The sequence below is a fragment of the Methanosarcina soligelidi genome, assembly GCF_000744315.1.
Lineage (GTDB): Archaea > Halobacteriota > Methanosarcinia > Methanosarcinales > Methanosarcinaceae > Methanosarcina > Methanosarcina mazei.
Map to the genome: position 1 here is coordinate 2,933,458 of NZ_JQLR01000001.1, position 22,137 is coordinate 2,955,594.

Consider the following 22,137-nt stretch of genomic DNA (forward strand, 5'->3'; position numbering starts at 1 on the left):
AATTTCTAAATTATTTCTTTGCAATTCCCATTTTCATGGCAATGCCTTCCACATCCCAGTCCTTTACAAGGTCTCCGGAAACATTGACCCCGCTGCCGATATCAAATACATCGGCTCTAACCTCTTCTGCGATGAGGCCTTTGAGGGTTTCAACGAGCTTCAATACCCTTTCGTCTTCAATCCGGACAGAAACCTGAATGTTTTCGTCCACAACAAGGTCAAGCTCTTTCCTCATGTCCTGAAGCCTGCGGATTACTTCCCTTGCATACCCTTCAGCTTCGAGCTCGGGAGTAAGGTTTGCATCCACATAAACAGGACCGGCATCGGACTCGGCACTGGCTGTTCCTTCAGGCAGGGTCTCTTTAAAGTTTGCCATTTCCGGAGTAACCTTAACAGTGCTTCCATCAGCCAGGGTAAGCTCGAATTCGCCTGCTTCGGCAAAGGCTTTCTTTAGAGCAAAGCCGTCAACTTTCTGCAGGGCAGGGACAACCTTTCCGGCGTCCCTCTTGAATACAGGTCCTATCTTTCCGGGATCAGGAATAACCTCAAGCCCGAGTTCATCCCAGCTCTTGCCCACGCCTGTGAGCACAATGTCTTTGGAATTTGTCTGGTCCATAAGGACAGAACGCAGCCTTTCAACAGCTCTTGCTGCATCCTCGCTTTCAGGGGAGACAACAATTCTGGAAATGGGCCACCTGAGTTTTCTTCCTGCCTTCTGGCGGGCGTTTGAGGCAGCTTCCACAATTGAGCGTGCGGTGTTCATGGCTTCTTCAAGTTTGGTGTCAAGGTAAGCTTCATTGACCTTCGGCCAATCGCACATATGGACAGATTCTGGAGCTTTCGGGTCCACGTTCCTGATAAGGTTCTGGTACATCTCTTCAGCCAGGTAGGGCATGAAAGGCGAGATCAGTTTTGTAATGGTTACATAGACCTCGTAAAGCACACAGTAAGCTGCAAGCTTGTCAGGGTCGTCAGCCTCGGTCCAGGTTCTCGGGCGGATAAGCTGGATGTACCAGCGTGAGAGGTCTTCGAGAGTAAAATCGAGGATCTCACGGACTGCTTTGTGCAGCAAGTACCCGCTCATGGCTTCGTCCACAGATTTTACCACGGACTGGGCTCTTGAGAGAATCCACCTGTCTTCTTCGCGCAGGGCATCTCTTACGGAATCAAGGCTGACCTGCATGGGGTCAAAGTTGTCAAGTGCCATGTACGGCAGCGGGAACCTGAAAACGTTCCAGAGGATGTTGATAGAACGGTGGATGGTCTCAACTTCTTCCAGATTAAACTTGAGGTCGTCCCAGGGCGCACTTGAGGAGAGCACGTAAGCGCGCAGGGTATCCGCCCCGAACCTGCCTATGATATCCAGAGGTGAAATTACGTTTCCAAGGCTCTTGGACATCTTCTTTCCGCCGGCGTCAAGGGTAAACCCGTGCATGAGCACGCTCTTATAGGGAGCCCTTCCAAAGCCGACCATGCTTGCTCCGAGCTGGGAATAGAACCATCCTCTTGTCTGGTCATGCCCTTCGGTAATAAAGTCAGCAGGCCACCATTCATCAAACTGATCCCGGGTCTGCGGGAACTTGAGGGTTGCCCAGGAAGCTACAGCCGAGTCAAACCAGACGTCAAAGACATCTTCAACACGCTTTTTCTCCCCGCCGCACTCACAGGGTACGGTAACTCTGTCCACATAGGGGCGGTGAAGTTCTATATCGCCGTTTAATCCTGCCTTTTCCAGAAGTTCTGCTTTTGTACCTATTACCTCGAGCTTTCCGCATTTTTTGCATTTCCACACAGGAATTGGAATTCCCCAGTAACGCTGCCTGGAAATGCACCAGTCACGTGCACCCTCAACCCAGGTCCTGAACCTGGCTGAACCTGCCCAGTCAGGGTACCAGTCTACCGCATCAATTTCTTCGAGCATTTTTTCCTTGATTTCGGTAACCTTGAGGAACCACTGCTCAGTTGCAAGGTAGATGATGGGGGTCTTGCAGCGCCAGCAGTGCCCATACCTGTGTGTGACCGTGCCTTCGGCAAGGAGCCTGTTGCGGGCTTTGAGGTCTTCGATTATAATGGGGTTTGCTTCTTTAACGTTCTTGCCGGCATATTCCCCTGCTTCTTCGGTATATGAACCGTTTGAGCCAACGGGACAGAGGATAGGGAGCTTATGCTTTGCTCCGAGGTTGAAGTCGTCCATACCGTGTCCGGGCGCGATATGTACACAGCCTGTATTTTCCACGGTTACGAAGTCTGCAAGGTAAACACCGTGCTTTATCTCGTTCTGGACAGGCACGAGGTCCCCGACAGGGCTTTCGTATTCGAGCTTTGTTAACTCTTCCCCGAGCATAGTCTCAAGCACTTCAAAGTCCGTATACCTGCCCTGCTTGAGGACGTTTTTAATAAGTTCAGTGGCTGCGATAAGGATTTCTTCCGAGCCGTCCTGCCTGATTGCCCTGAATTTGGAGTACTCGTAAGCAGGGTGAACAGCCACTGCCACGTTTGCAGGGATTGTCCAGGGCGTGGTTGTCCAGATGACTATGAAAGTGTTTTCTTCGCCTTTGACCCTGAATTTGACATAGATTGAAGGGTCAGTCCTTTCAGAATATTCGACCTCGGAGTCTGCAATTGCAGTCTCACAGCGCGGGCACCAGTTTACGGAACGCTTGCCCACTTCAAGGAGATCCTTTTCACTTGCCTGCTTGAGAGTCCACCAGGCAGCTTCGATATACTCGTCTTTTAAGGTCATATAGGGGTCTGGCCACTGGAGCCATACTCCGAGCCTCTGGAACTGCTCGGTCATTGCCTGCTTCTGCTTGATAGCGAATTCCTTGCATTTTTCAATAAAGTTCTCTACCCCGAAGCTTTCAATGTCCTTTTTGGACTTGAAGCCGAGAACGCCTTCGACCTTAACCTCAATAGGAAGGCCGTGCATGTCCCAGCCAGGGCGCTCAAGAATGTAGCGGTTGTTCATGGAATAATAGCGGAGAATGGAATCTTTAATGATCTTGTTCCAGGCAGTCCCCAGGTGAATATGTCCCGTGGTGTACGGAGGACCGTCAACGAAAAAAAGTCTTTTTCCGGTCTTGCGGTGCTCACGGGTTTTCCGATAGGCATCGCTGTCTTCCCAGAACTGCGTTACTTTTTTTTCTATTTGTTCTGCGTCATATTTGGCAGTGATTTCTTTTATCATATGGGAGTCTCCCTGATGAAAGATAAATTGAGGTAAACCGTCTATTCAATCCTGTTAATTTTTGATAAACTGCTAATAAGTAATTATGACAGGCTGATGATGACAGCATTTATACTCACAGGCTTATATTGACATGACTGCCATTAGCCGGATTTATGAGTGATTTTCAGGTAGATTACTGGTCAGTGAATAATAAATATCTGACTAATAACAAACTTCTGACAGGTAAGGTACCAAATATATTAAAGTATATTTAATGTCCGTTACCAGCCATGTATAATAATTAACTCAGTCAAATATTTGACGTACAAAAATCCTTACCTGAAAAACAAACCTGCGATTTCAGGCAGATAAAAAGGCCTGATGTACACCAAATCAGTTTATTCAGTATTACTGTACTTAATTTAAGCTTTTTGTGACCTCAGAAAAGTTAATCTATTGTTTTCCGAATTTCACATCTCCCGAGCACGTCTCGCCGATTCTCGTCTCGCCCGATTCTCGTCTCGCCCGAGTCCCGCCTCGGGAGGGCGGTGTCCTTTTCGCTCGCTTTGCTCGCTCAAGAGGACCAATTTGGAAGGAGAAAGGACTAATTTGGAAGAAAAAAGGGCTAATTTGGAAGAAGAAACGTGAGGTTCATAAAGGAGTTGGAGGATCTTTATATACTTGACTAGAGAAACCCTCATTTTTCCTGATTGTTCTTTTCCCGCTCGGCGAAAGAGATAGAACTGTTTCAAAAAACAGGATTTGATCTGCCTGCTCTTTTTTTCTTTCTACCCGGGTCTGTATAAAGTCTGTATAAAATGGTTCTTAAAAATATTCCTGAAAGGGCTTTTATTCCTGAAAAAGGATAGAAACATATGCAGATTAAGATACTGGGGTGCGAGTCTTTCGGAGCACGGTCCCTTGCGTGTATTGTGAAGACCGGGGAGAGAAAGATCCTTATCGATCCCGGAGTTGCCCTTGCTCGCCTGCGGTACGGTTTGCTTCCGCACCCTGTGGAGGTGGCAGCTGCCCTCAGGATCAGGGAGAAAATTCTTGCGGAATTCGAGGGCACAACAGACATAGTAATCAGCCATTACCATGGGGACCACATGCCCATGAAAGTCGAAGACCCTTATCAATTGCCAGTGGAAGATCTCCCCGATTTAAAAGGGGTCAGGTTCTGGTGCAAAGGTCCGGGAAATATTTCGGGGTTGTCCCTACAAAGGAGAAAAGAGTTTTTTCGCTATTTAGGGCATTCTCTTCCTGCTTCTGAAGGTGTCAGTTCTGAAGGTGTCAGTTTTTCGCCCGCTGTACCTCACGGGACGAGAGGTAAGGGATTTGGCACGGTGATGATGACCAGGGTCTCTGAAGGAGATAAAGTGTTTGTTCATGGTTCGGATATCCAGCTTCTGGACAGGGAGGTTGTCATGCAGATACTTGCCTGGAAGCCTTCAGTTGTTTTTGTTTCCGGACCTCCTCTCTACCTCTCCCATCATGTCCCAGAAGCTTCTAAAGAGGCGCTCGAAAATGCCCTTCTGCTTGCCGAAAATGCAGGCACCCTTATCCTTGACCACCACCTCCTGAGGTCTCTTGAGGGCTACAGGTGGTTAAAAGACCTCGCAGGAATGGTAAAAAATACAGTTGTATGCGCCGCGGAGTTTATGGGTAAAAAACCTGAATTGCTTGAGGCGCAGAGAAAAAACCTGTATGAAGAAATGCCTGTGCCCCGTGGCTGGCACGAAGCTTATGAAAAGAGTGAAGCGGGTGTTGAGGACTATCTATTGTGAACTATTATCATAAGATCCATTATCACAGGATCCTCTTAAGATATTGAATACATTGACCCTTAAGGTGCTGAATACAATGACCCTTAAGGTGCTGAATACAATGACTCTTCGGGTGTTAAATACAATAACTCTTAAGGTGTTCAATATAAAGCCCTTCAGGTATTGCACTGTCTTTAATGATTCTCGTTTGCGGATAAATCACATTCTCTGCCTGTATCTTAATTCCTTAAACCTTATCCTGAATTCTGTTCCCTCATGCGTATTAAGTTCAATGCTCCCTTCAATCTGGTCCACAAGGTTAATTACAAGCTGCAAGCCCAGAGAATCAGTTTCCCGGAAATCAATTTCTTTAGGGAAGCCTCTGCCGTTATCTCTTACAACAAGTGAGAAACAGTTCCCTTCACGGTTTCTTTCCTCTTCTTTTTTAAGGCAGACGCAAATCTCACCGCTTTCCTTTTTCTGGAATGCATGTTTCAGGGCATTTGAGACAAGTTCATTGATAATAATACCCAGAGGGACAGAAGTGTCCATGCCAAGGAAAATATTATCAACGTCAAGTTTCAGGCTGATATTTTTATCACCCACGGAATAAGCCCCGAAAAGGTAATTTGCAAGGTTCTGGATATAGTCTGAAAAGTCCACGCTTATCATGTCTTCGGACTGGTAGAGCTTTTCGTGGACAAGAGCCATGGATTTGACCCTGTGCTGGCTTTCCCTGAAAGCCTCTATAACCTTTTCGTCGCTGAAATTACCTGATTCGAGATAGAGAAGGGTTGAGATTACCTGGAGGTTGTTTTTAATCCTGTGGTGAATTTCCTTTTTGCGGATTTCTACCATCTGCAAAAGGGCTTCTTCGGCTTTCTTGTGCTCGGTTATGTCGAGGATAATCCCCTGCAGACGGATCTCACCTTTTTCATCTCTCTGAATAAAGGTCCTTTCATCCACCCAGCGTACTTCTCCTGACTTGGTAAGTATTCTGTATTCTGAACTGTAATCTTCACAGCCGAATTCAATATTTCTTGCAAGCTCACGCTCAACTTTCTCAAGGTCACCGGGATATACTATATTCCCGTAAAGGATTTTTCTTGAAGTAAAGTCTTCCACTTCATATCCGAGCCTTGTAACGTTTTCCGAGACAAATTCTATAGGCCAGCCCTCTTCATACTTCCATAAAAAGACAATAACAGGGCTGCTGTTAATTATGCTCTCAAGCTCTTCTTTTAACCTGTTTGAGTGTTCAAGTTTCCTCGCATATTCGAGAAGAGATTTTTCCGCTTCCCTTCGCTGTGTTGTAACCCTGTCAAGCACCAGGCGCGTCTCTTCAATTCCGTCCGTAAGGAGCTTGAAATCTCCCTGCCCCTTGACCTGGATAGGCCTCTTGAAATTATTATGCTGGAAAGCCTTCAGGACAGCATTAGAGTCATCTATAATCATATTGAGGGTTTCGGAAAACTTATCAAGAGTGTCCTCAAGCTCCCTGAACTCTCCCTGGACATCCACATTAACCCTTTCTTTTAATTCCCCTTTTGCAAGGGCATTTGTGACTCTCATAGTTTCCCTGATAGGGATAACTACAGCATTGAGAATCTCATTCAGGCCTTTGGGTATTTCCTGAAAGTCGATTTCCACATCCGTATCAGCTCTGACTCCGAGTTCCCCTTTTACGGCGTCCTCAGCAATGCTCTTGAAGTCTTTTACGATCCTGTTAATCGGCTCTGTTACGGACCTTGCAATCATATAAGCAAGGGCAGCCATGAAAAGGATCGAAACCGCAGATATGATAAGAAGCCTCTCTCTCAGGTCAGCTACTCCGGCAAGCATTTCTTCTTTAGGAACAACCAGAACAAAAGCAAAGTCCCCGGTCTCTACAGGCTCGTAAAAAAGGATTACGGTTTTTCCTGTTGTGGGGTCTGCGGTCTCAAGGTGTCCACCAATTCCATTTTTTATATCCCGGGAGGCTTTTTTGAGCTCTTCCCCTCCAAAATCATAAAGGTCTTTTTTCCCTATCCAGTCCTTATGTGTAGGATGAGAGAGAATGACCCCGCTGTTGCTTACCATAAAAGCGTATCCGGTGTCAAAAGTCCTGACCTTGCTTACCACCTCATCCACGTATTCCAGTGAAACATCCACCCCTCCAATCCCTGCGAACTCTCCGTCTTTCATGATCGGAGAAACGTAGCTCACCATAAACACCCCTTCATAAAAATAAGGTTCCGTAAGCACGTCTTTTTCCGTAGCTTTCGGAAGCTGGTAGTAGTCCGAGCTGTCGTAATGAAGCAGGGGGGCAACTGAAGCAGTCCCGTTCATTTTATTCCAGTAAGGGACAAACCTGCCGGTTTCATCGTGAGCAGGAGAGTTTGTATATTCGGCATCTTTCCTGTCAAAGGCATCGGGCTCAAAAGCAACATAGGTCCCCAGAAGGTGAGGGTTGTCCCGGAGCAGGTTTTCCAGAATCAGGAGGGCTTCATCCCGGTCTGCGGTTTCATAGCTTTCCATTATTGTTGAAATCGTCCTTGCGATGGCCAGGTTGGCTTTCATATCCGCATCGAACTGATTTGCATAATTGGAAGCCATTTCAACCGACTGCTGGTATGCCAATTTTTCTTCCTGGGTCGTGACAGTGGAAATGATCACAGCTGTGGAGGCTGTAAGGATCAAAAAGACTCCCAGCACCGTGTAAACAATCATTTTCGTTCTTAAGGGGGTGTTGCTAAACATTTTAATCCTCAATATTTTTCCTCTCGTTTTAGCTGCCGAAAGGGGGAAAATAGAGCATTTTTTCACGGGCCCATATTCTGAAAAAAACAGGAACGACCACTTTTAATGATTTAATTTTATAAGAACTTGAAATATTTAAAAACTTCTAAAAAACTTCCTTAAGGGCTAAAAAATTAAATTAAGTAAAATTATGTAAAATTAAGTAAAAATAATGCAGGAGTTTTTCCTGCATTGCCATTCAAAATTTATACTGAGTTTTCACTCACTTATACCGAGTTTTCACTCACTGCAATTTTTTCTTTCCCTGTCTCCGAAGCTCCCTCTTTCTGAGAGTAGAACCACAGGGGGATGTAAAGGGCGAGTACCACGAAACCGACTATTGTGGAAGCCCAGCCCACTTCAAGGCTGTTGAGATAAACAATCCCTATCAGACAGAGAGGCAGGTTAAAGAACCCGAAGAAAGCAGCAACATACTGCCAGCCCCCTGGAGCTTTGAAAGGTCTCTCAAGCGTCGAGAAGCGCGGGTCGAATTTTGCTTTCACGTATGCAAAAAGGCTGATCCCGTTAGCACAGACATATCCTATTGCAGAAGCTGCGAGGATGGCTGCAGGTGTCCCGAGGAAGATGAAACCCATGTTAAAGAGGGCAATAACGATCATTGCATTGACCGGGGTTCCGTAAATGTTCATCTTTCCGAAAAACTTGGGCAGATTTCCTTCTCCAGCCATGGAGTACATGGCCCTTGAAGCTCCCAGGAAAGCAGTCTGGATAATAAGGATCATTGCCGCAATAAGCATGAGGATGGCAAGGGATCCTCCTATTGAACCCAGAGTCATCTGAGCCATGGGAAGCATGGGAGAGAAAGGCTCAGCAAGGATTCCTTCAACACCCAGAGTCCCTGTACAGGCAGCCTGGACAAGGATAAAGGTCACAAGGCAGATAGCTCCGCAGATGAAGAGGGCTTTGGGCACATCGGACCTGGGCTGCTTGTATTCAGGCCCGTAGATAGCCGCAGTTTCCCACGCGCAGGCGCTCCACTGTGCCATTGCAAAAAGCCCGAGAAGGATAAGTATGTGCTGTACATCCCAGCTCCAGTCAGTCGGAAGCCAGGAACCTGTTATATTGCTCATCTCGAAGTGTCCTGTTGCGAAAGGTGCAAGAGAGATAATTATAAGCGGGGCAAGCGAAAGAACCGCAAGGATATACCCAAGCGTTGCGCCTCCTGAAAGCCCGCGGTAGTTTACCAGGATAAGGAACAGAAACACAGTTGCACCGGATACAAGATACATGGCAAGGTCAGGCACTCCTGCAAATGCAGGGATAAGCCCTTTGAGGTAACTTCCGATAAGGATTGAAAAGATAGCAAGCACAGGGTTCCAGGCAAACCAGTAACTCCATGCACTGAAACCTCCAAGTAACTTGCTCTTTTCATATCGTTTATTTTCATCACTCGCTCTAAATACGCTCTGGGCAAATCCAGGAAGTCCGGAGGCCCTTGGAAACATTGTTGCAAGTTCTCCGTAGGCAAAGTTCTGCATGAATCCCTGGAAAACAGAAAGTGCCCAGACAAGGATCGCAAAAGCCCAGACATAGCTTGCAAAGTAACCTATAGAAGGCAGGATCAGCACAGGAACACCGAGAGCAATTGCAAGCCCCTGTTTCCAGTCAATTGTCCGCTGAAGCCCCCCGGATTCGTTATTTTCATCGCTCATTTTACACACTCCTCTACTATTTGTTAGTTTAGCCTGATGATTCGCACAGCTCCTGCAGAAAAATAAGCCTGCAGAACTGCAAGCAGAAAAACGGATACAAATTCGGAAGATATTCAGGAGCCGGAAAGGGAGACTGTTCCGGTTTTTCTGCCGAAGCATCCCCGAAAAATCTCCTCTTTTACTGAAGAATTTCAGGTAAGACAGGCTCCTGATTCTTCTTTTTCTGGCTTTTTTGTGAGAATCCGGTTCTCTTATTCAGTGTGTTTATCTTGTCTGTTTCCTGAATAGATTGCAGGAATTTATCTTTACATCGAGTAGTTTCTCGATATTCATTTTAGCGGCAATTCCCTTTGCAGCACCAGGCACTGAAGTGATCACGCCTATGTCGAGTTCCTCACGGAGTTCGCGCATAACATATTCATCCGCCAGGTCCATGGTTTCTACATTTAGCTTCTTTGCAACGTATTCCTTTGCCTCTTTAATCTTCATGTTCTTTGAGAACTGCATCCTTGCAACAAGGTCTCCTGCTGCTCTCATTCCTGTCATACCTGAAGCCATTATGTGGGAAATCGGCATACCCAGAGGGTCGCCGACCCCGATCTATATGCCGTCTACGCCTGCAATCTCGACCATTGCCTTGCTTGCCCTTGTAACGGCATCAATCGGAGGAGTTTCAAGCATGGGAATTCCGCCGACGCCCATGCCCATGTCAACATGGCAGGGAATTGAAGAAGCCTGAACTGCTGCTTTCATAAAGTTGACAGCGCGTGCAAGGTTCCATGGAGAGGTCTTGCTTGTGTTGGTGTTGCACACAGGCCCGAAAACGTTTGCACCTGCTTTTGCAATAAGAGGAGCCTGCTGGTGTGGCCAGAGCCCTGCAAGTGTAACCCCGTCATACTGGAGGTTACCGTGCATACCAAGTACACATTCGCCAGCCATGCCTGCTTCAATGTACATGTCAGGGAACTCTTTCCTCAGAGCCTCGATTGCATGGAGGGTACCGTACATGTCAGCATCGCCTGCGGCAGCGGTGGTGTCAAAGTTAACGCCGTCTGCTCCCGAGGCAAAGAGTTTCTGCATAACCCACACTGTGTCCCTTGTAAGGTGCGCGGCTGCATGTTCCATGGAGTCCCAGGCTTCCTGGATCTTGAAAGCCTTCATGAGGTCTCCGGGGTTTTCGAAAGGTCCGTCAGGAGTGTAGTACAGCCCCATGTTCGGCATTGCACCGTAAAAGAGCGGAATGATCATGTTCTGCTGGCAGACTTCCATTGCCTGGCACTCGTTTGCTACGACAGGCTTTACAGGCTTGTAGCTGTAGTCGATGTGACCCAGTTCCATTGTGTCAGCGCCAAATGCCCTTTCGTGCATCATGCACCCGACAAGACGGCTGGAAGGTATACCAACACCACTGTTGCCCTGGTCACCGTCAAGCCTTAGTGTGCCTATGTCGTGTGTGACAGGGACTTCCATGCCCTGCTCGACACTGACGGTTTTGCCGGGCATCATCAAAATTTCTGCAAGCTTGTCGATTTCATCGCCGCTGAGGTCGGGAATTTCACCGAGGTCAGAGGCATTCGCCATTCCTGCCTCAAGCTCCTCTATGATCTTGTCCTTAGTAAGGAAGATCCGTTTCCCGTCTCCCATCCTTAAAGCATATTCGGTTGCCATTTTTATTCTCCGTTGCTTTTATGAGATTTCCCGGACTAAAATGAACCTGGATAATCAAAATGTATAATTTAAATTAAGCTGCAATTTTAACAAAACAACTGGACTGCAATCAGGGGTTCAGAGAAGCAGTTCTTTTGCCTTTGCTACAGCTTCGCTTGCGTTTTCTGCATAGCAGTCTGCGCCTATTTTATCAGCCCATGCCTGGGTCGCAGGAGCGCCGCCTACCATCACTTTAACACGGCTGCGCAGCCCTTCTTCTTTAAGAAGTTCAATAACCTCTCTCTGGCCCTGCAGGGTTGTGGTCATAAGGGCAGAGATCCCTATCATGTTTGCATTAACTTCTTTTGCTTTCTCGACAAAGTTCTTTATGGGAACGTCCCTGCCTATATCGTGGACTTCAAAGCCTGCAGACTGCAGCATTGTTGAGACGATTGATTTGCCTATGTCATGAACGTCTCCTTCTACTGTCCCATTTACAATGACTCCGAGTTTCTTTGTCGCTGCCCCTGCAGGCATATCCGCTTCAAGTACTTTGACTCCGGCAGTCATTGCATCGGCTGCCATCATCACATGGGGCAGGAAGAGTTTCCCTCTCTCAAATAAAACTCCTACCTGGTTCATGCCGGCAGCAAGCCCATTTTCGATTATTTCCGCAGGCTCCATAACCTGCTTTGCTTTTTCAACTGCAGCAAGTACTGCATCCTTTTTACAGGAGATTATTGAATCCGAAAGCTCCTGAATAAGTTCTTCTTTAGTTGCCATTTTTAAACCTCCAATTTCGCCAGAATCTCTCTTCAGTATCCGGACACCGTTACTGAGTCCTGATTTCTGATTGTACATATTATATTTGTAAAATTATATAGCCCAGCCCCTGATGTTTTTTCTTAAAGGTATGGAGATGGCACTTCCCCTGTGTACTGTATAGGCTGAAAGGAAAAAGAAAGTCTCTTTAGTAAAAGATCAAAGGACAGGATTTTACGATAGTGTTGAAATATTCAATGCCAGCAAAAACAGGCTCTAAAACAGGCTCTATATCAGGAAAACAGAATAAAAACAGATAAGTTCTGCATAAGTTCTGCATAAGTTCTGCATAAGTTCTGCGTCTGACCCTGCCTTTCCATATCTTTAATGGATTCATACTTAAATAAATTCATACTTAAATAAATTCATACTTAAATAAATTCATACTTAAATAAATTCATAATTATTTGGTATGGGATATCGAATTATTTTTTCTCTCCCAGCACGCAGACCCTGATTGTCCCGGCACTTGTCCGAAAATCCGTACAGATATCCGGAGCAACATATTTTTTCTCAAAATCTTCCTCTTTTTCTTTGAGCTGGCAGAAATACTCACCTTCAAGCCGGAACTTTTTGAAGACCACACATGTTTCACAGAGGCATTCGTCTTTTTTTCCTTTTCCGGTTTCCATGCCTCCTCGAGCACAAAACATCCCTGCACCGCCCGGATAAGAAGAACAGTATTTGCAGAGGCAGGCTTTCAGGTGGTGGTATGAACCGCAGATGCCAAAATACCTTCCATATTCTTCTCTGGCTCCCTGGATAACATCTTGCCTGTTCCCAGAGAATTCTTCTACTTCTGAAGTTCCTATGTTTTCTATATTTTTGGATGGTATCTCCGAGACCAGAATACTCCCCCTGTATAAAAAAGGATGAATTTATAAGATGTCAAAATATATTGTATATTGATAGAGGATTTTATAAATACATTTTCACCTGTGCTGTAAGGGTTCTGGAATATAAAAAAATATCTGGAGGAAGAGGGATACTATGGGATTCAATCAGGTAGCTGAAAGCGATGAAACTATTATTGATGAGGTACTGGAAAGACAGCGAATTCTAGAAACTGTGATAAACAACAGCCCTGTAATGGCTTTTCTCTGGGCCCCGGAAGAAGACTGGCCCGCCAAATACGTATCGGAAAACGTAAGCCAGCTGGGGTACAGTGCAGAGGACTTCCTTACAGGCAGGATAATGTATGGAAATATTGTTCATTCCGAGGATATAGACAGGGTAAGAAAAGAACTCACCACATGCTGTGAAATCGGAAAAGACGATTTTGTCACCAGATATAGGGTTATTACAGGTAGTGGGGAGATCCTCTGGGTAGAAGAAAAAACCTTTATCCAGAGAGATGAAAAGGGAAGAGTGGTTAATTTTCAGGGCATTGTCAGGGATATCACCACAGAGATTAAAAACGAAATAGCACTGCGCGACGCCCTTGAGAGCCAGAAAGCCCTCATGGAAAAACAAAAAGCCCTGCTTGAGAGGCAGAGAGCGCTCGAAACAGTGATTAATAACAGTTCTATGGTAGTTTTCCTCTGGAAAGCAGAAAAATACTGGCCCACAATTTATGTATCCGAAAATGTCCGGCAATTCGGGTATGCTCCGGAAGATTTTATTTCCGGGAGAGTCCTTTATGGAAAAATCGTCCACCCTGAAGACCTTCTTCTCGTAGAGCTGGAACTCGAAGAGAACTGCGAAGAAGGGGGAAAAGAGTTCAACCGCCAGTACAGGATCCTTACAGCCTCAGGAGAGGTGCGCTGGGTGGAAGAAAAAACCTTTATACAGCGCAACCAGGAAGGGCAGGTAACCAATTTCCAGGGCATCATAGAAGACATAACCGACAGAGTAAAGCCCTGAAGATTATTTTTCTTTTTTCATATTTCCCTTTCGGGTTCGTCTTTTTCTGTTTTTTCCTTCCGGTCTGTCTCCTTTATATTTTTAATTTCTTTAAACCGGCTTTAACAAAGAATAATTATAAGAGAAAAGTTACTGAAGCGAACGATATGTATAAGATATAAGAAAATATATTTATATATATCAATAAAAGTGGTTCATTGTTCTATGTGCAAAGTGCATTTATCACATGCCCTGAATAAGAGCTTTAAACATAATATACGTGATAATTATATTTGATGCCGATGCTTTATTAATTACATTGTAAATATACAGCCGGAGAAGGCTGTGTCCAGTTGAGGTGCATAATATGGAAGACTCTCTGCTTGACCTGATTTTTTTATCTGAAAAAAGAAAGAATGTTATTCTTCTTTTGCTTGAGGGACCGAAAGATATCAATACGCTCAAGAAAACCCTTAAAGCAAGCGCAACCTCAGTCCAGCCCCAGATAAAAATGTTGAAGGAAAAGCACCTTGTAATACAGGACAGGGATGTTTACAGGCTAAGCGAGATTGGAAAAATTATAGCCGAGAAAATGAAACCCCTTCTGGATACTATTTCCGTGCTGGAAGAAAACGCAGATTACTGGGCTGACAGAGACATGAGTAAAATTCCTCCATTTCTTCTTCGCCGTATTGAGGAACTTGGTCACTGCATTACAATCGAGCCCAAAATAGAACATATGTTCGAATTGATCCCTGAATATGTCGAAAACGCTAAAAAATCTAGAAAATTCGAAGCTCTGGTTTCTTATTTCCATCCTCTTTTTCCTTCTTTTTATCTTGAGCTTGTACAGAAAGGAACATCTGTGTCCCTTATCCTTCCAGGACCAATCCTCAAAAGATGGGCTGAAGAGGATTACAGGGAGCATACCATGAAGTTACTTAATATGGAAAATGCAAAGCTTATGGTCTGTAAGGATTGTGAAAAGATTCCCACCATTATAGCTGCAGACAATTTCATGGGAGTAGCTCTTTTTCCCAAAGAGGGGACATTTGACCGGAAGTTTGTAATATCTTTTGAACCCGGTGCTCTTGCCTGGGGCAAGGAACTCTATGATTACTACGAGAAGAATTCCGAACGTGTTGAGAGTATTGACAGTTATATCAGTACAGCCTGAAAAAGGACATCAGCGGAAAAGGAACTGTACAGCGTAGAAATGGGTTCAGTATGAAAAAGGACTAAAACCGGAATGATTTTTGCAGAGCCAGCAGATCTTTTAAAGAGCTGGAAATAATCTTTAAAGCCTGTGAACGATCTTAGAAAGGCTATATATGTTTTTTATATATTTATTTTATATATGCTTTTATATGTGATTTTACAAGCGGTTTTATAAGCAGTTGTCACTGAAAATTATATCAATTCTTGAAATGGTTTTATGGAAATGGTCTTAATTAGCGAGTCTAACCGAGCATAAAAACAAACTATGCAGATTTAAATATTCGCCAGGAAAATGAAGAAAAAAAGAAATCTCAGTATTTAAGCCTGCATTGATTTTTCTGTGTATTTTATCCGAAGAAGAGATAAAAGTGCAGACCCTGAATCATGCCAGTTATATGCTCCCGCTTATTCGGTTATCCAGATCATTTTGATTATCCAGGTCTGACATGAGCTCAGGTTTGCCATTTCCCAGGTCGCCATTAGGACCACTTTCAAATTCGCAATCCATACCTGAGATCCTGAGCTCTGTCTGACATGGTAGTCCGCTAATCAGGACTTCTTCTCAACAGAATATGCTTCTGGAAGAGTCCAGCCGCTCTATTCTTTAATTTGCTTTGTCCATACTTCATTTCCTGACGGACAGTTTTGATGAATTCCCAAACCCATTTATTTTTTATCGACACATTTTTTGACAGGCATCCCGCCGGACACCTTTAATTTATATAAGGAAATTTCAGTGGATTAAAAGAGTTGTGCATTGTTTTAAGAAAGTTCCCAAACTCATATCCAGCACGCTCATATCCACTTTAAGGTTCTTTCTGGCGTATTAAAGTTTTATACGCTTTCTTTCTTTGAAGCACGGCTTTATTTTTCGGAATAAAGCCTTCCCTTCTTTTCAGCCTCAAATCATTCAGGTTGAACCTCTTTTCCTGACACCTCCCTTTTATATATCTTATATTATATAGCCCAACCTGTAAAGTTTCTTCAGCTGGCCAGGGCTCGAGAAAGAGTCATTGGAAATTGCCTTTTTCATGAGATTTTTCAAAGGCTTCAAAAATTTCTCAGCTAAAAATTGTATATATTTATCCGAACTAAATATGCACATATTATCCGAACTAAATATGCAGATATTATCTGAACAAGATATGTAGACATTATCTGAATAAAATATGAAGACATTATCTGATCTAGATATGCAGATATTATCTAAACAAAATTGAAATTGAGATAAAAGCGAATCATGCCTGAAGTAAAAAGGAATTGAATCTGAAAAGATCAGATTTTAAACTGGCGAACTAAATTGTAAAGGTAGATTAGAAAGATAAATACTTTAAATTTTAAAATATGAAAAAGAACAGGCATTAATTTCGAACAACTCAGAAAAAGCAGAATAAATCCGGATCAATAACCTGAAACTACAGATAAATCCTGAAAAAAGTATTGTCTTTTGAGAATAGTTTTTGAGAGCCCTGAAGAGAATAGCATTCCCACCTGCTACTCTCCCGGGACACTCGTAATGCAATTGCAGAATAAGAAGCAGTAACGAAAGCTGACCGCCATTAGATATCAGCTATCGGCCTGCTTCTTTTTGTTCCTCGTATTTAATTTTCCGGAACTGATTTTATTCCTTCAATGGAGGTTTCTCATTTTAGGTTCTCATTTTTAGGTTCTCATTTTGAGGATGCGACAGCATTTATTCTTGCCATTTTTTCCGGCCGATACTCCGGCCAATTTTAGATTATGCACATTTTTACCGCGTTAAATGTGCTTTTACCGTTTTGTTTTTCTGCGCCTGAATAGTTTTATTGTCTCAATAATATTTAGCCCAACCTGTAATGCCCTGTCAAAACTCTCATGTAAAGGAAAGAGTAAAAGGATAATCTTCTCACGCAGGAGTTTTTGATGTCATTAAATTTTTTGAAAGGCTTAAAATCCTCGAAATTGGAGGGATTGTTTAACAGCAATTCCAGTTAAACTGGCACTCAGTTAATTTTTAGTCTACCGGAAATACGAGACATAACATATTAATAAAAGTTTATTTATAGTAAGAACTAGCAATGAGCTCCTCTTTATGTGATACTATATGGCTTTCTGAAAAAAGAAAAAACCTCCTCCTTTTGCTTATGGAAGGACCAAGGGACATTGAGCAGATAAAGACGTCACTCAACGTAAATTCCAAAGCAATGATGCCCCAGATAAAGATCCTGAATAAGCAGGGGTTAATTCTCCAGAATGGAAATACCTACGAGCTTTCTGACATCGGGACACTGGTTGTAGGGAACATGCTCCCTCTCCTGAATACCCTTGAGGTTATCGAGGAAAACAAGGAATACTGGGCAAGCCGTGATGTGAGCGCCATACCCCACGACCTGTTCATGCGCCTTGGAGAGCTTGGGGAGTGTATGGTGATTGAACCTGACCTGAACCACCTTTTTGACCTTCCGAGGGAGTTTACGGAAAACATTATGAAATCCAGGAGCATCCTGAGTTCCCTTTCATATTATCATCCCCTTTACCCTTCGCTTTATTCAAAACTTGCAAAGAGCAAAGCCGAAGTTGAACTCGTACTGACAGAATCCGTGTTTGAGAGGCTGAAAAATGAGACCCCCGACGAGCTCAGGTCTCTCCTCGAGTCCGAAAACACAACCGTAATGGTCTGTGGAGAAAGCCTCAATATTCCTACCATCGTCGTTACTGACCGTTTCATGTACCTTTGCCTTTTCGACAGGCAGGGGAAATATGACCACAGAAAGGTGATGAGCTTTGATGAAAGTGCCCTTTGCTGGGGCAGGGAGCTTTTCAAGCATTATAAAAAGTCAGCCAGAAAAGTCACAGATATTTAATTCCCCTTCAAATTATTTAATCCCCCAGAATTTCCCCGGATTTTTAAAGCAGCTGGTTAGCGTCCCATGCTGAATCTTTCCCAGAACCCTGATTTGCGGGAGTCCAGTAATATGAGGTTAAAAAATGTCCCCCTGAAACCCAAGCTGGTTATTTTTATTGTTGTTGGAGTTTTCCTTATCCTTGCCGTATCCACTGCTGTTATAATAGGGACCGTGACCTCTCAGGAAGAAAAGCTTGCATATGAGAAATCTATCGAGATGGCAGGCAATTATGCAAATCAGTTTGATGCACAGATGGAGGCAAACCAGGCTATTGCAAGGACACTTGCCTGCACCATGGCTGAGTACGGATCCCAGGACAGGGAAGAGGCAATGAGCATTATCAAAAGGATACTTAACGAGAACCCACAGCTGATAGGCGTCTATCTGGGTTATGAGCCGGATGCTTTTGACGGCAGGGATAAAAACTATATTAATGCTCCAGGGCACGATTCAACAGGCAGGTTTGTACCTTACTGCAACAAAATCAATGGACCTGTGATCATCGAACCTCTTGTCCATTATGATTCCTCTGATTATTACCAGCTTCCAAAAACAACCGGAAAAGATACCCTGACAGAACCTTATTTTTATGAAGGAATATTCATGGTAAGTTATGACTCCCCTATTTTTAAAAACGGGGAATTTGCAGGGATAGCAGGTGTGGACGTCCCTCTTGAGTACGTGGACGAGGTAGCAAGCAGTATACGCACTTTTGATACCGGATATGCTTTCATGGTAAGCAATACGGGAATTTTTCTCTCTCATCCCACACAGAAAAACTGGATTGGAGAAAAAAGCCTCTCTGACTTTGATGTGGAAGAGATAAAAAATGCTGCATCTGACATCCGCGAGGGGATAGGAGGGCATGTTGAAATTAAGGACCCTATAACAGGCAAAACCGTGATAATGTTTTACGAGCCCGTAAAAACAGGAGATTTTTCTTTTGTGCTTGTCGTTCCCAAAGAGGAAATGCTTGCCGGAGTAAAGGACCTGAGGGACCGGCTTCTCATCATCTCTGCCATCTCAATCGTGTTTATGGCTGCTCTTGCTCATATGATTGCCAGGTCAATTACAAGACCTATTGATGATATTGTTGATGATTTCAAAAATATCGCACAGGAGGCTGTTAAAGGGAAGCTGGATGTGAGGGCGAATACCGATGTGGAAGTTGATTTTCAGGAGATACCTACGGGGTTGAATGAGATTCTTAAAGCTGTTGTTGTCCCTGTGCGGGAAACCATACGGGTCACCAATGCCCTTGCGAAAGGGGAGTTAAAAGAAAGGGTTAATGTGGATGTCTAGGGAGAGTTCAGGGAATTGGGGGACACTCTTGATAAGTTCTCCGAGACCCTCAATATGATTATAGATGACTCCAATGCTGTCCTGACAGCTTTTCAGAACTATGATTTTAAGCGTGAGATCTCCGTGCACGGGCATGGGGATTTCAAGCTCCTTACGGACGGGATCGAAGAGACTCGAAGGGTACTCGACCTTATCACCATGCAGAGGAGAGTAGCGGAAAAAGCCCTGCTGGATTATGCAATGGAGCTGGAACATTCCAACAAGCTTAAAGAAGAGATGGAAAGGGTCATTAACAACAGTCCTGTAATTGTGTTTTTATGGAAATACGAACCAGGCTGGCCTGCGGAATTTGTCTCGGAAAATGTTAGCCTTTTAGGATATGAAGTTGAAGATTTTATTTCAAAGAGAGTTTTCTATGAAAATATCATACATCCGGAAGACCTTCAAAAGATCCAGGAAGAGCTTGCCAGAAATGTGGAGTCAGGATGTAATCTCTATAATTCGGAGTACAGGGTCCTGACCAGATCCGGAGAGGTCCGCTGGGTGGATGAAAGAACGTTTATCCACAGGGATGAGAGATGCGAAGTCCACCTCCAGGGAGTTATCCTTGACGTAACCGAACACAAAAAAGCTGAAGAAGCCCTCCTTCAGATAGAAGAGATCCATAAGAAAGAGATCCACCACAGGATTAAAAACAATCTCCAGGTAATCTCAACCCTTCTCTATCTCGAATCAGGCAATTTCAGCGATGAAAAGGTAATCGAAGCCTTTATAGAGAGCCAGCACAGAGTCAAGTCAATGGCCCTCGTGCATGAAAAACTCTACCAGTCCGAAGATATGGTAAGTGTGGACTTTGCAGATTATATCAAAGACCTCTCAGACTACCTCTTCCATTCCTATTCCGTGGGCGATGGAAACGTAAGTCTAAGGCTTGATATTGAAAACATATTCCTCGGAATGGACACTGCGGTACCCCTGGGCATTATTATAAATGAACTGGTTTCAAACTCTCTTAAACATGCTTTTTCCAAAGGAGAAGACGGAGAGATTTGCATCCGGCTGCACAGAAATGAAAGGGGTAATCTTTATACAGAAAATTATAATAATGCAGAAGCTAAAGTGGCTATGAGCGAGAAAACAGACTTTAATGGTATCAGCAGATTACAGGAAGATAAAAAAGCAGAGGACAGAAAAGCAGAGGATAGGCTCACTCTTATTGTAAGGGACAATGGCAGAGGCTTCCCTGAGGGTCTTGACTTTAGAGATACGGATTCCCTCGGGCTCCAGCTTGTGACTGCACTTGTTGACCAGATTAACGGAAGCATAGAACTTGATACCAGCAGGGGAACCGGGTTCAAAATTATTTTTCAGGAGCTGAAGTATAAAACCAGGGTGTGAGAATGGCAGAAGGACGAATTTTGATTGTTGAAGACGAACATATCGTTGCTATGGGAATAAAGCGTATGCTAAAAAGCCTGGGATACACGGTTACAGGTGTAGCGTCATCCGGAAAAGATGCCATAAGCAAAGCCGAAAGTACATTTCCTGATCTCATATTGATGGACATAATGCTTAAAGGTGAACTTGACGGCGTGGAGGCTGCAAAAGAGATAAAAGAGCGCTTTGATGTGCCCATAGTCTATCTAACTGCTTATTCAGACAGCAATATTCTTGAGAGAGTGAAAAAAACAGGGCCCTCCGGATATATCGTGAAGCCGTTTGATGAAAAAGACCTTCACAGCAATATAGAAATAGCTCTGCACAGGTCCAGGAAAGAAAAAAAGGACATTGAAGAAGGGATTGAAGGAGAAATTGAAGAAGAGGAAATTGAAGGAGAAATTGAAGGAGAAATCAAAGAAGTTGAAGAGAAAAAATAAGGTAAATTACCTTTTTCCCTGTGGGGTTCTTCTTTCATTCAATAAGTTTAATTAATTCTATAAAATTTATTGGAACTGCTTTGCGGGATTTTTTTCTTCCGGCAGTCTTTTTTATCTGAAACTATTTTCCCGGTTAAAAATTTGAATAGCTTTAAAATATCCTGTATCCCCTGTCATTACCTGTCAGTCCTGCCAGGGACAGGGGTCTTAAATAATCTGCTTCCTTCTGTCAATACCGCAGAGGGGAGGCTATATAGTTCCTGGAATATAAAAACGGTGTATATGAAGAAAATCCGGGATGAATCTTTATTTGGCCAGGAATTTATATTTGTTTTTATTAGTTGTAATACAGGGCGTTTTTTGAGAAGAGGATAGGATTTTGTATCCAGCTGATGGAAAGATTGATAAAGGTACTGGTTGTCAAATGAGCAATTTCAGCAGGGAAAACCGGGGAATAAAAACGATCAGGATGCTGGGATACAAAACGAAGGTGTAGTGAATGCCAGAAGGACGAATTCTAATTGTCGAAGACGAATATATTGTCGCTATGGGAATAAAGCGCATGCTTAAGAATCTGGGGTACACACTGGCAGGCGTTGCTTCCTCTGGAGAAGAAGCCATTAATAAAGCGGAAAGCAGCTTTCCTGACCTTGTGCTTATGGATATAATGCTTAAAGGGGAGATGAACGGGATAGAGGCTGCAAAAGAGATCAAAGTACGCTTTGGCATCCCTGTGGTTTACCTGACTGCCTGTTCGGAAAGCAAAATAGTGGAACATGCCTGGAAAACGGGACCTTCTGGATATATCGTGAAGCCTTTTGATGAAAAAGACCTGCAAAAGAGCATTGATGTGGCCCTGCGCAGACAGAGGATGGAAAAAAATGAGCATGGAAGAAGTTCCCTTAATGCTGAAAATCCCTTAAGAAACCCTGAACATGCTCCCAAAAAAAGTGAAAAAACGCCCGAAAAACTTTCCGAATCCGTTAAGTGCACTGAACGGCTTTGAATGCAAAACGATATTTAAGCAAAATAGATATTTAATATACTTAAATACTTAAACATGCTTAAATACTTAAGCATACTTCTTTTTCCTTTTTAAAAGCATTTCAGGCTTCTAATATGGTTTCAAACCTTAAAATGATTTTCTGGCTCAACCCG

Annotated in this window: 13 protein-coding genes and 1 pseudogene; 8 read left to right on the plus strand and 6 right to left on the minus strand. The window is 43.8% G+C overall.

What is annotated here, in order from left to right; translation table 11 throughout:
* Nucleotides 1-10: 10 nt before the first annotated feature.
* Nucleotides 11-3,187, minus strand: a complete 3,177-nt coding sequence (gene ileS, locus M886_RS12675) for an isoleucine--tRNA ligase (protein ID WP_048051282.1) — start codon at nucleotides 3,185-3,187, stop codon at nucleotides 11-13.
* A gap of 857 nt (nucleotides 3,188-4,044) precedes the next feature.
* Here ileS and M886_RS12680 point away from each other — a divergent pair.
* Nucleotides 4,045-4,956, plus strand: coding sequence for an MBL fold metallo-hydrolase (locus M886_RS12680; RefSeq protein WP_048051283.1), 912 nt, complete (start codon nucleotides 4,045-4,047; stop codon nucleotides 4,954-4,956).
* A 198-nt stretch (nucleotides 4,957-5,154) separates the two neighbouring features.
* On the opposite strand, the gene M886_RS12685 is transcribed toward M886_RS12680, so the two are convergent.
* The 5 genes and pseudogenes from M886_RS12685 to M886_RS19470 all read right to left on the minus strand — a co-directional run bounded on the left by M886_RS12685 (nucleotide 5,155) and on the right by M886_RS19470 (nucleotide 12,733).
* Nucleotides 5,155-7,674, minus strand: coding sequence for a histidine kinase dimerization/phosphoacceptor domain -containing protein (locus M886_RS12685; protein WP_048051736.1), 2,520 nt, complete (start codon nucleotides 7,672-7,674; stop codon nucleotides 5,155-5,157).
* A 266-nt stretch (nucleotides 7,675-7,940) separates the two neighbouring features.
* On the minus strand, nucleotides 7,941-9,386 hold the full coding sequence (locus tag M886_RS12690; RefSeq protein ID WP_048036517.1) for an APC family permease: 1,446 nt from the start codon (nucleotides 9,384-9,386) through the stop codon (nucleotides 7,941-7,943).
* A 264-nt stretch (nucleotides 9,387-9,650) separates the two neighbouring features.
* Nucleotides 9,651-11,054, minus strand: a pseudogene (mtbB, locus tag M886_RS12700) ([dimethylamine--corrinoid protein] Co-methyltransferase).
* A 117-nt stretch (nucleotides 11,055-11,171) separates the two neighbouring features.
* Nucleotides 11,172-11,816 (minus strand): dimethylamine corrinoid protein MtbC, encoded by a 645-nt coding sequence (mtbC, locus tag M886_RS12705; RefSeq protein ID WP_015412949.1) that lies wholly within the window; start codon nucleotides 11,814-11,816, stop codon nucleotides 11,172-11,174.
* A 464-nt stretch (nucleotides 11,817-12,280) separates the two neighbouring features.
* Complete coding sequence (locus M886_RS19470) at nucleotides 12,281-12,733, minus strand: DUF2769 domain-containing protein (protein ID WP_327036902.1); 453 nt, start codon at nucleotides 12,731-12,733, stop codon at nucleotides 12,281-12,283.
* A gap of 112 nt (nucleotides 12,734-12,845) precedes the next feature.
* Here M886_RS19470 and M886_RS12725 point away from each other — a divergent pair, with 112 nt between their 5' ends.
* The 7 genes from M886_RS12725 to M886_RS12750 all read left to right on the plus strand — a co-directional run bounded on the left by M886_RS12725 (nucleotide 12,846) and on the right by M886_RS12750 (nucleotide 21,985).
* The gene (locus tag M886_RS12725) at nucleotides 12,846-13,718 is read left to right on the plus strand and encodes a PAS domain-containing protein (RefSeq protein ID WP_011034861.1); all 873 of its coding nucleotides are present in this window, start codon (nucleotides 12,846-12,848) and stop codon (nucleotides 13,716-13,718) included.
* A gap of 346 nt (nucleotides 13,719-14,064) precedes the next feature.
* Nucleotides 14,065-14,874, plus strand: coding sequence for a helix-turn-helix transcriptional regulator (locus M886_RS12730; protein ID WP_048041219.1), 810 nt, complete (start codon nucleotides 14,065-14,067; stop codon nucleotides 14,872-14,874).
* Between the two features lie 2,098 nt (nucleotides 14,875-16,972).
* On the plus strand, nucleotides 16,973-17,758 hold the full coding sequence (locus M886_RS12735) for a helix-turn-helix transcriptional regulator (protein WP_048051285.1): 786 nt from the start codon (nucleotides 16,973-16,975) through the stop codon (nucleotides 17,756-17,758).
* 111 nt (nucleotides 17,759-17,869) lie between these two features.
* On the plus strand, nucleotides 17,870-19,102 hold the full coding sequence (locus tag M886_RS19585; protein ID WP_449288741.1) for a cache domain-containing protein: 1,233 nt from the start codon (nucleotides 17,870-17,872) through the stop codon (nucleotides 19,100-19,102).
* A 15-nt stretch (nucleotides 19,103-19,117) separates the two neighbouring features.
* The gene (locus M886_RS19590) at nucleotides 19,118-20,500 is read left to right on the plus strand and encodes a histidine kinase dimerization/phosphoacceptor domain -containing protein (RefSeq protein ID WP_449288742.1); all 1,383 of its coding nucleotides are present in this window, start codon (nucleotides 19,118-19,120) and stop codon (nucleotides 20,498-20,500) included.
* A 2-nt stretch (nucleotides 20,501-20,502) separates the two neighbouring features.
* Entirely contained in the window at nucleotides 20,503-20,979 is a 477-nt protein-coding gene (locus tag M886_RS12745; protein ID WP_048048005.1) for a response regulator, read from the plus strand.
* Nucleotides 20,980-21,478: 499 nt separating this feature from the next.
* A complete protein-coding gene (locus M886_RS12750; RefSeq protein WP_048051286.1) occupies nucleotides 21,479-21,985 on the plus strand; it encodes a response regulator in 507 nt (168 codons plus the stop codon).
* Nucleotides 21,986-22,137: the final 152 nt, after the last annotated feature.

Coding starts and splice junctions, on each gene's coding strand:
- M886_RS12685 (WP_048051736.1), bottom strand. CDS start 7,674: ATGTTTAGCAACACCCCCTTAAGAACGAAAATGATTGTTTACACGGTG.
- M886_RS12690 (WP_048036517.1), bottom strand. CDS start 9,386: ATGAGCGATGAAAATAACGAATCCGGGGGGCTTCAGCGGACAATTGAC.
- M886_RS12730 (WP_048041219.1), top strand. CDS start 14,065: ATGGAAGACTCTCTGCTTGACCTGATTTTTTTATCTGAAAAAAGAAAG.
- M886_RS12735 (WP_048051285.1), top strand. CDS start 16,973: ATGAGCTCCTCTTTATGTGATACTATATGGCTTTCTGAAAAAAGAAAA.
- ileS (WP_048051282.1), bottom strand. CDS start 3,187: ATGATAAAAGAAATCACTGCCAAATATGACGCAGAACAAATAGAAAAA.
- M886_RS12750 (WP_048051286.1), top strand. CDS start 21,479: ATGCCAGAAGGACGAATTCTAATTGTCGAAGACGAATATATTGTCGCT.
- M886_RS12745 (WP_048048005.1), top strand. CDS start 20,503: ATGGCAGAAGGACGAATTTTGATTGTTGAAGACGAACATATCGTTGCT.
- M886_RS12680 (WP_048051283.1), top strand. CDS start 4,045: ATGCAGATTAAGATACTGGGGTGCGAGTCTTTCGGAGCACGGTCCCTT.
- M886_RS19585 (WP_449288741.1), top strand. CDS start 17,870: ATGAGGTTAAAAAATGTCCCCCTGAAACCCAAGCTGGTTATTTTTATT.
- M886_RS12725 (WP_011034861.1), top strand. CDS start 12,846: ATGGGATTCAATCAGGTAGCTGAAAGCGATGAAACTATTATTGATGAG.
- mtbC (WP_015412949.1), bottom strand. CDS start 11,816: ATGGCAACTAAAGAAGAACTTATTCAGGAGCTTTCGGATTCAATAATC.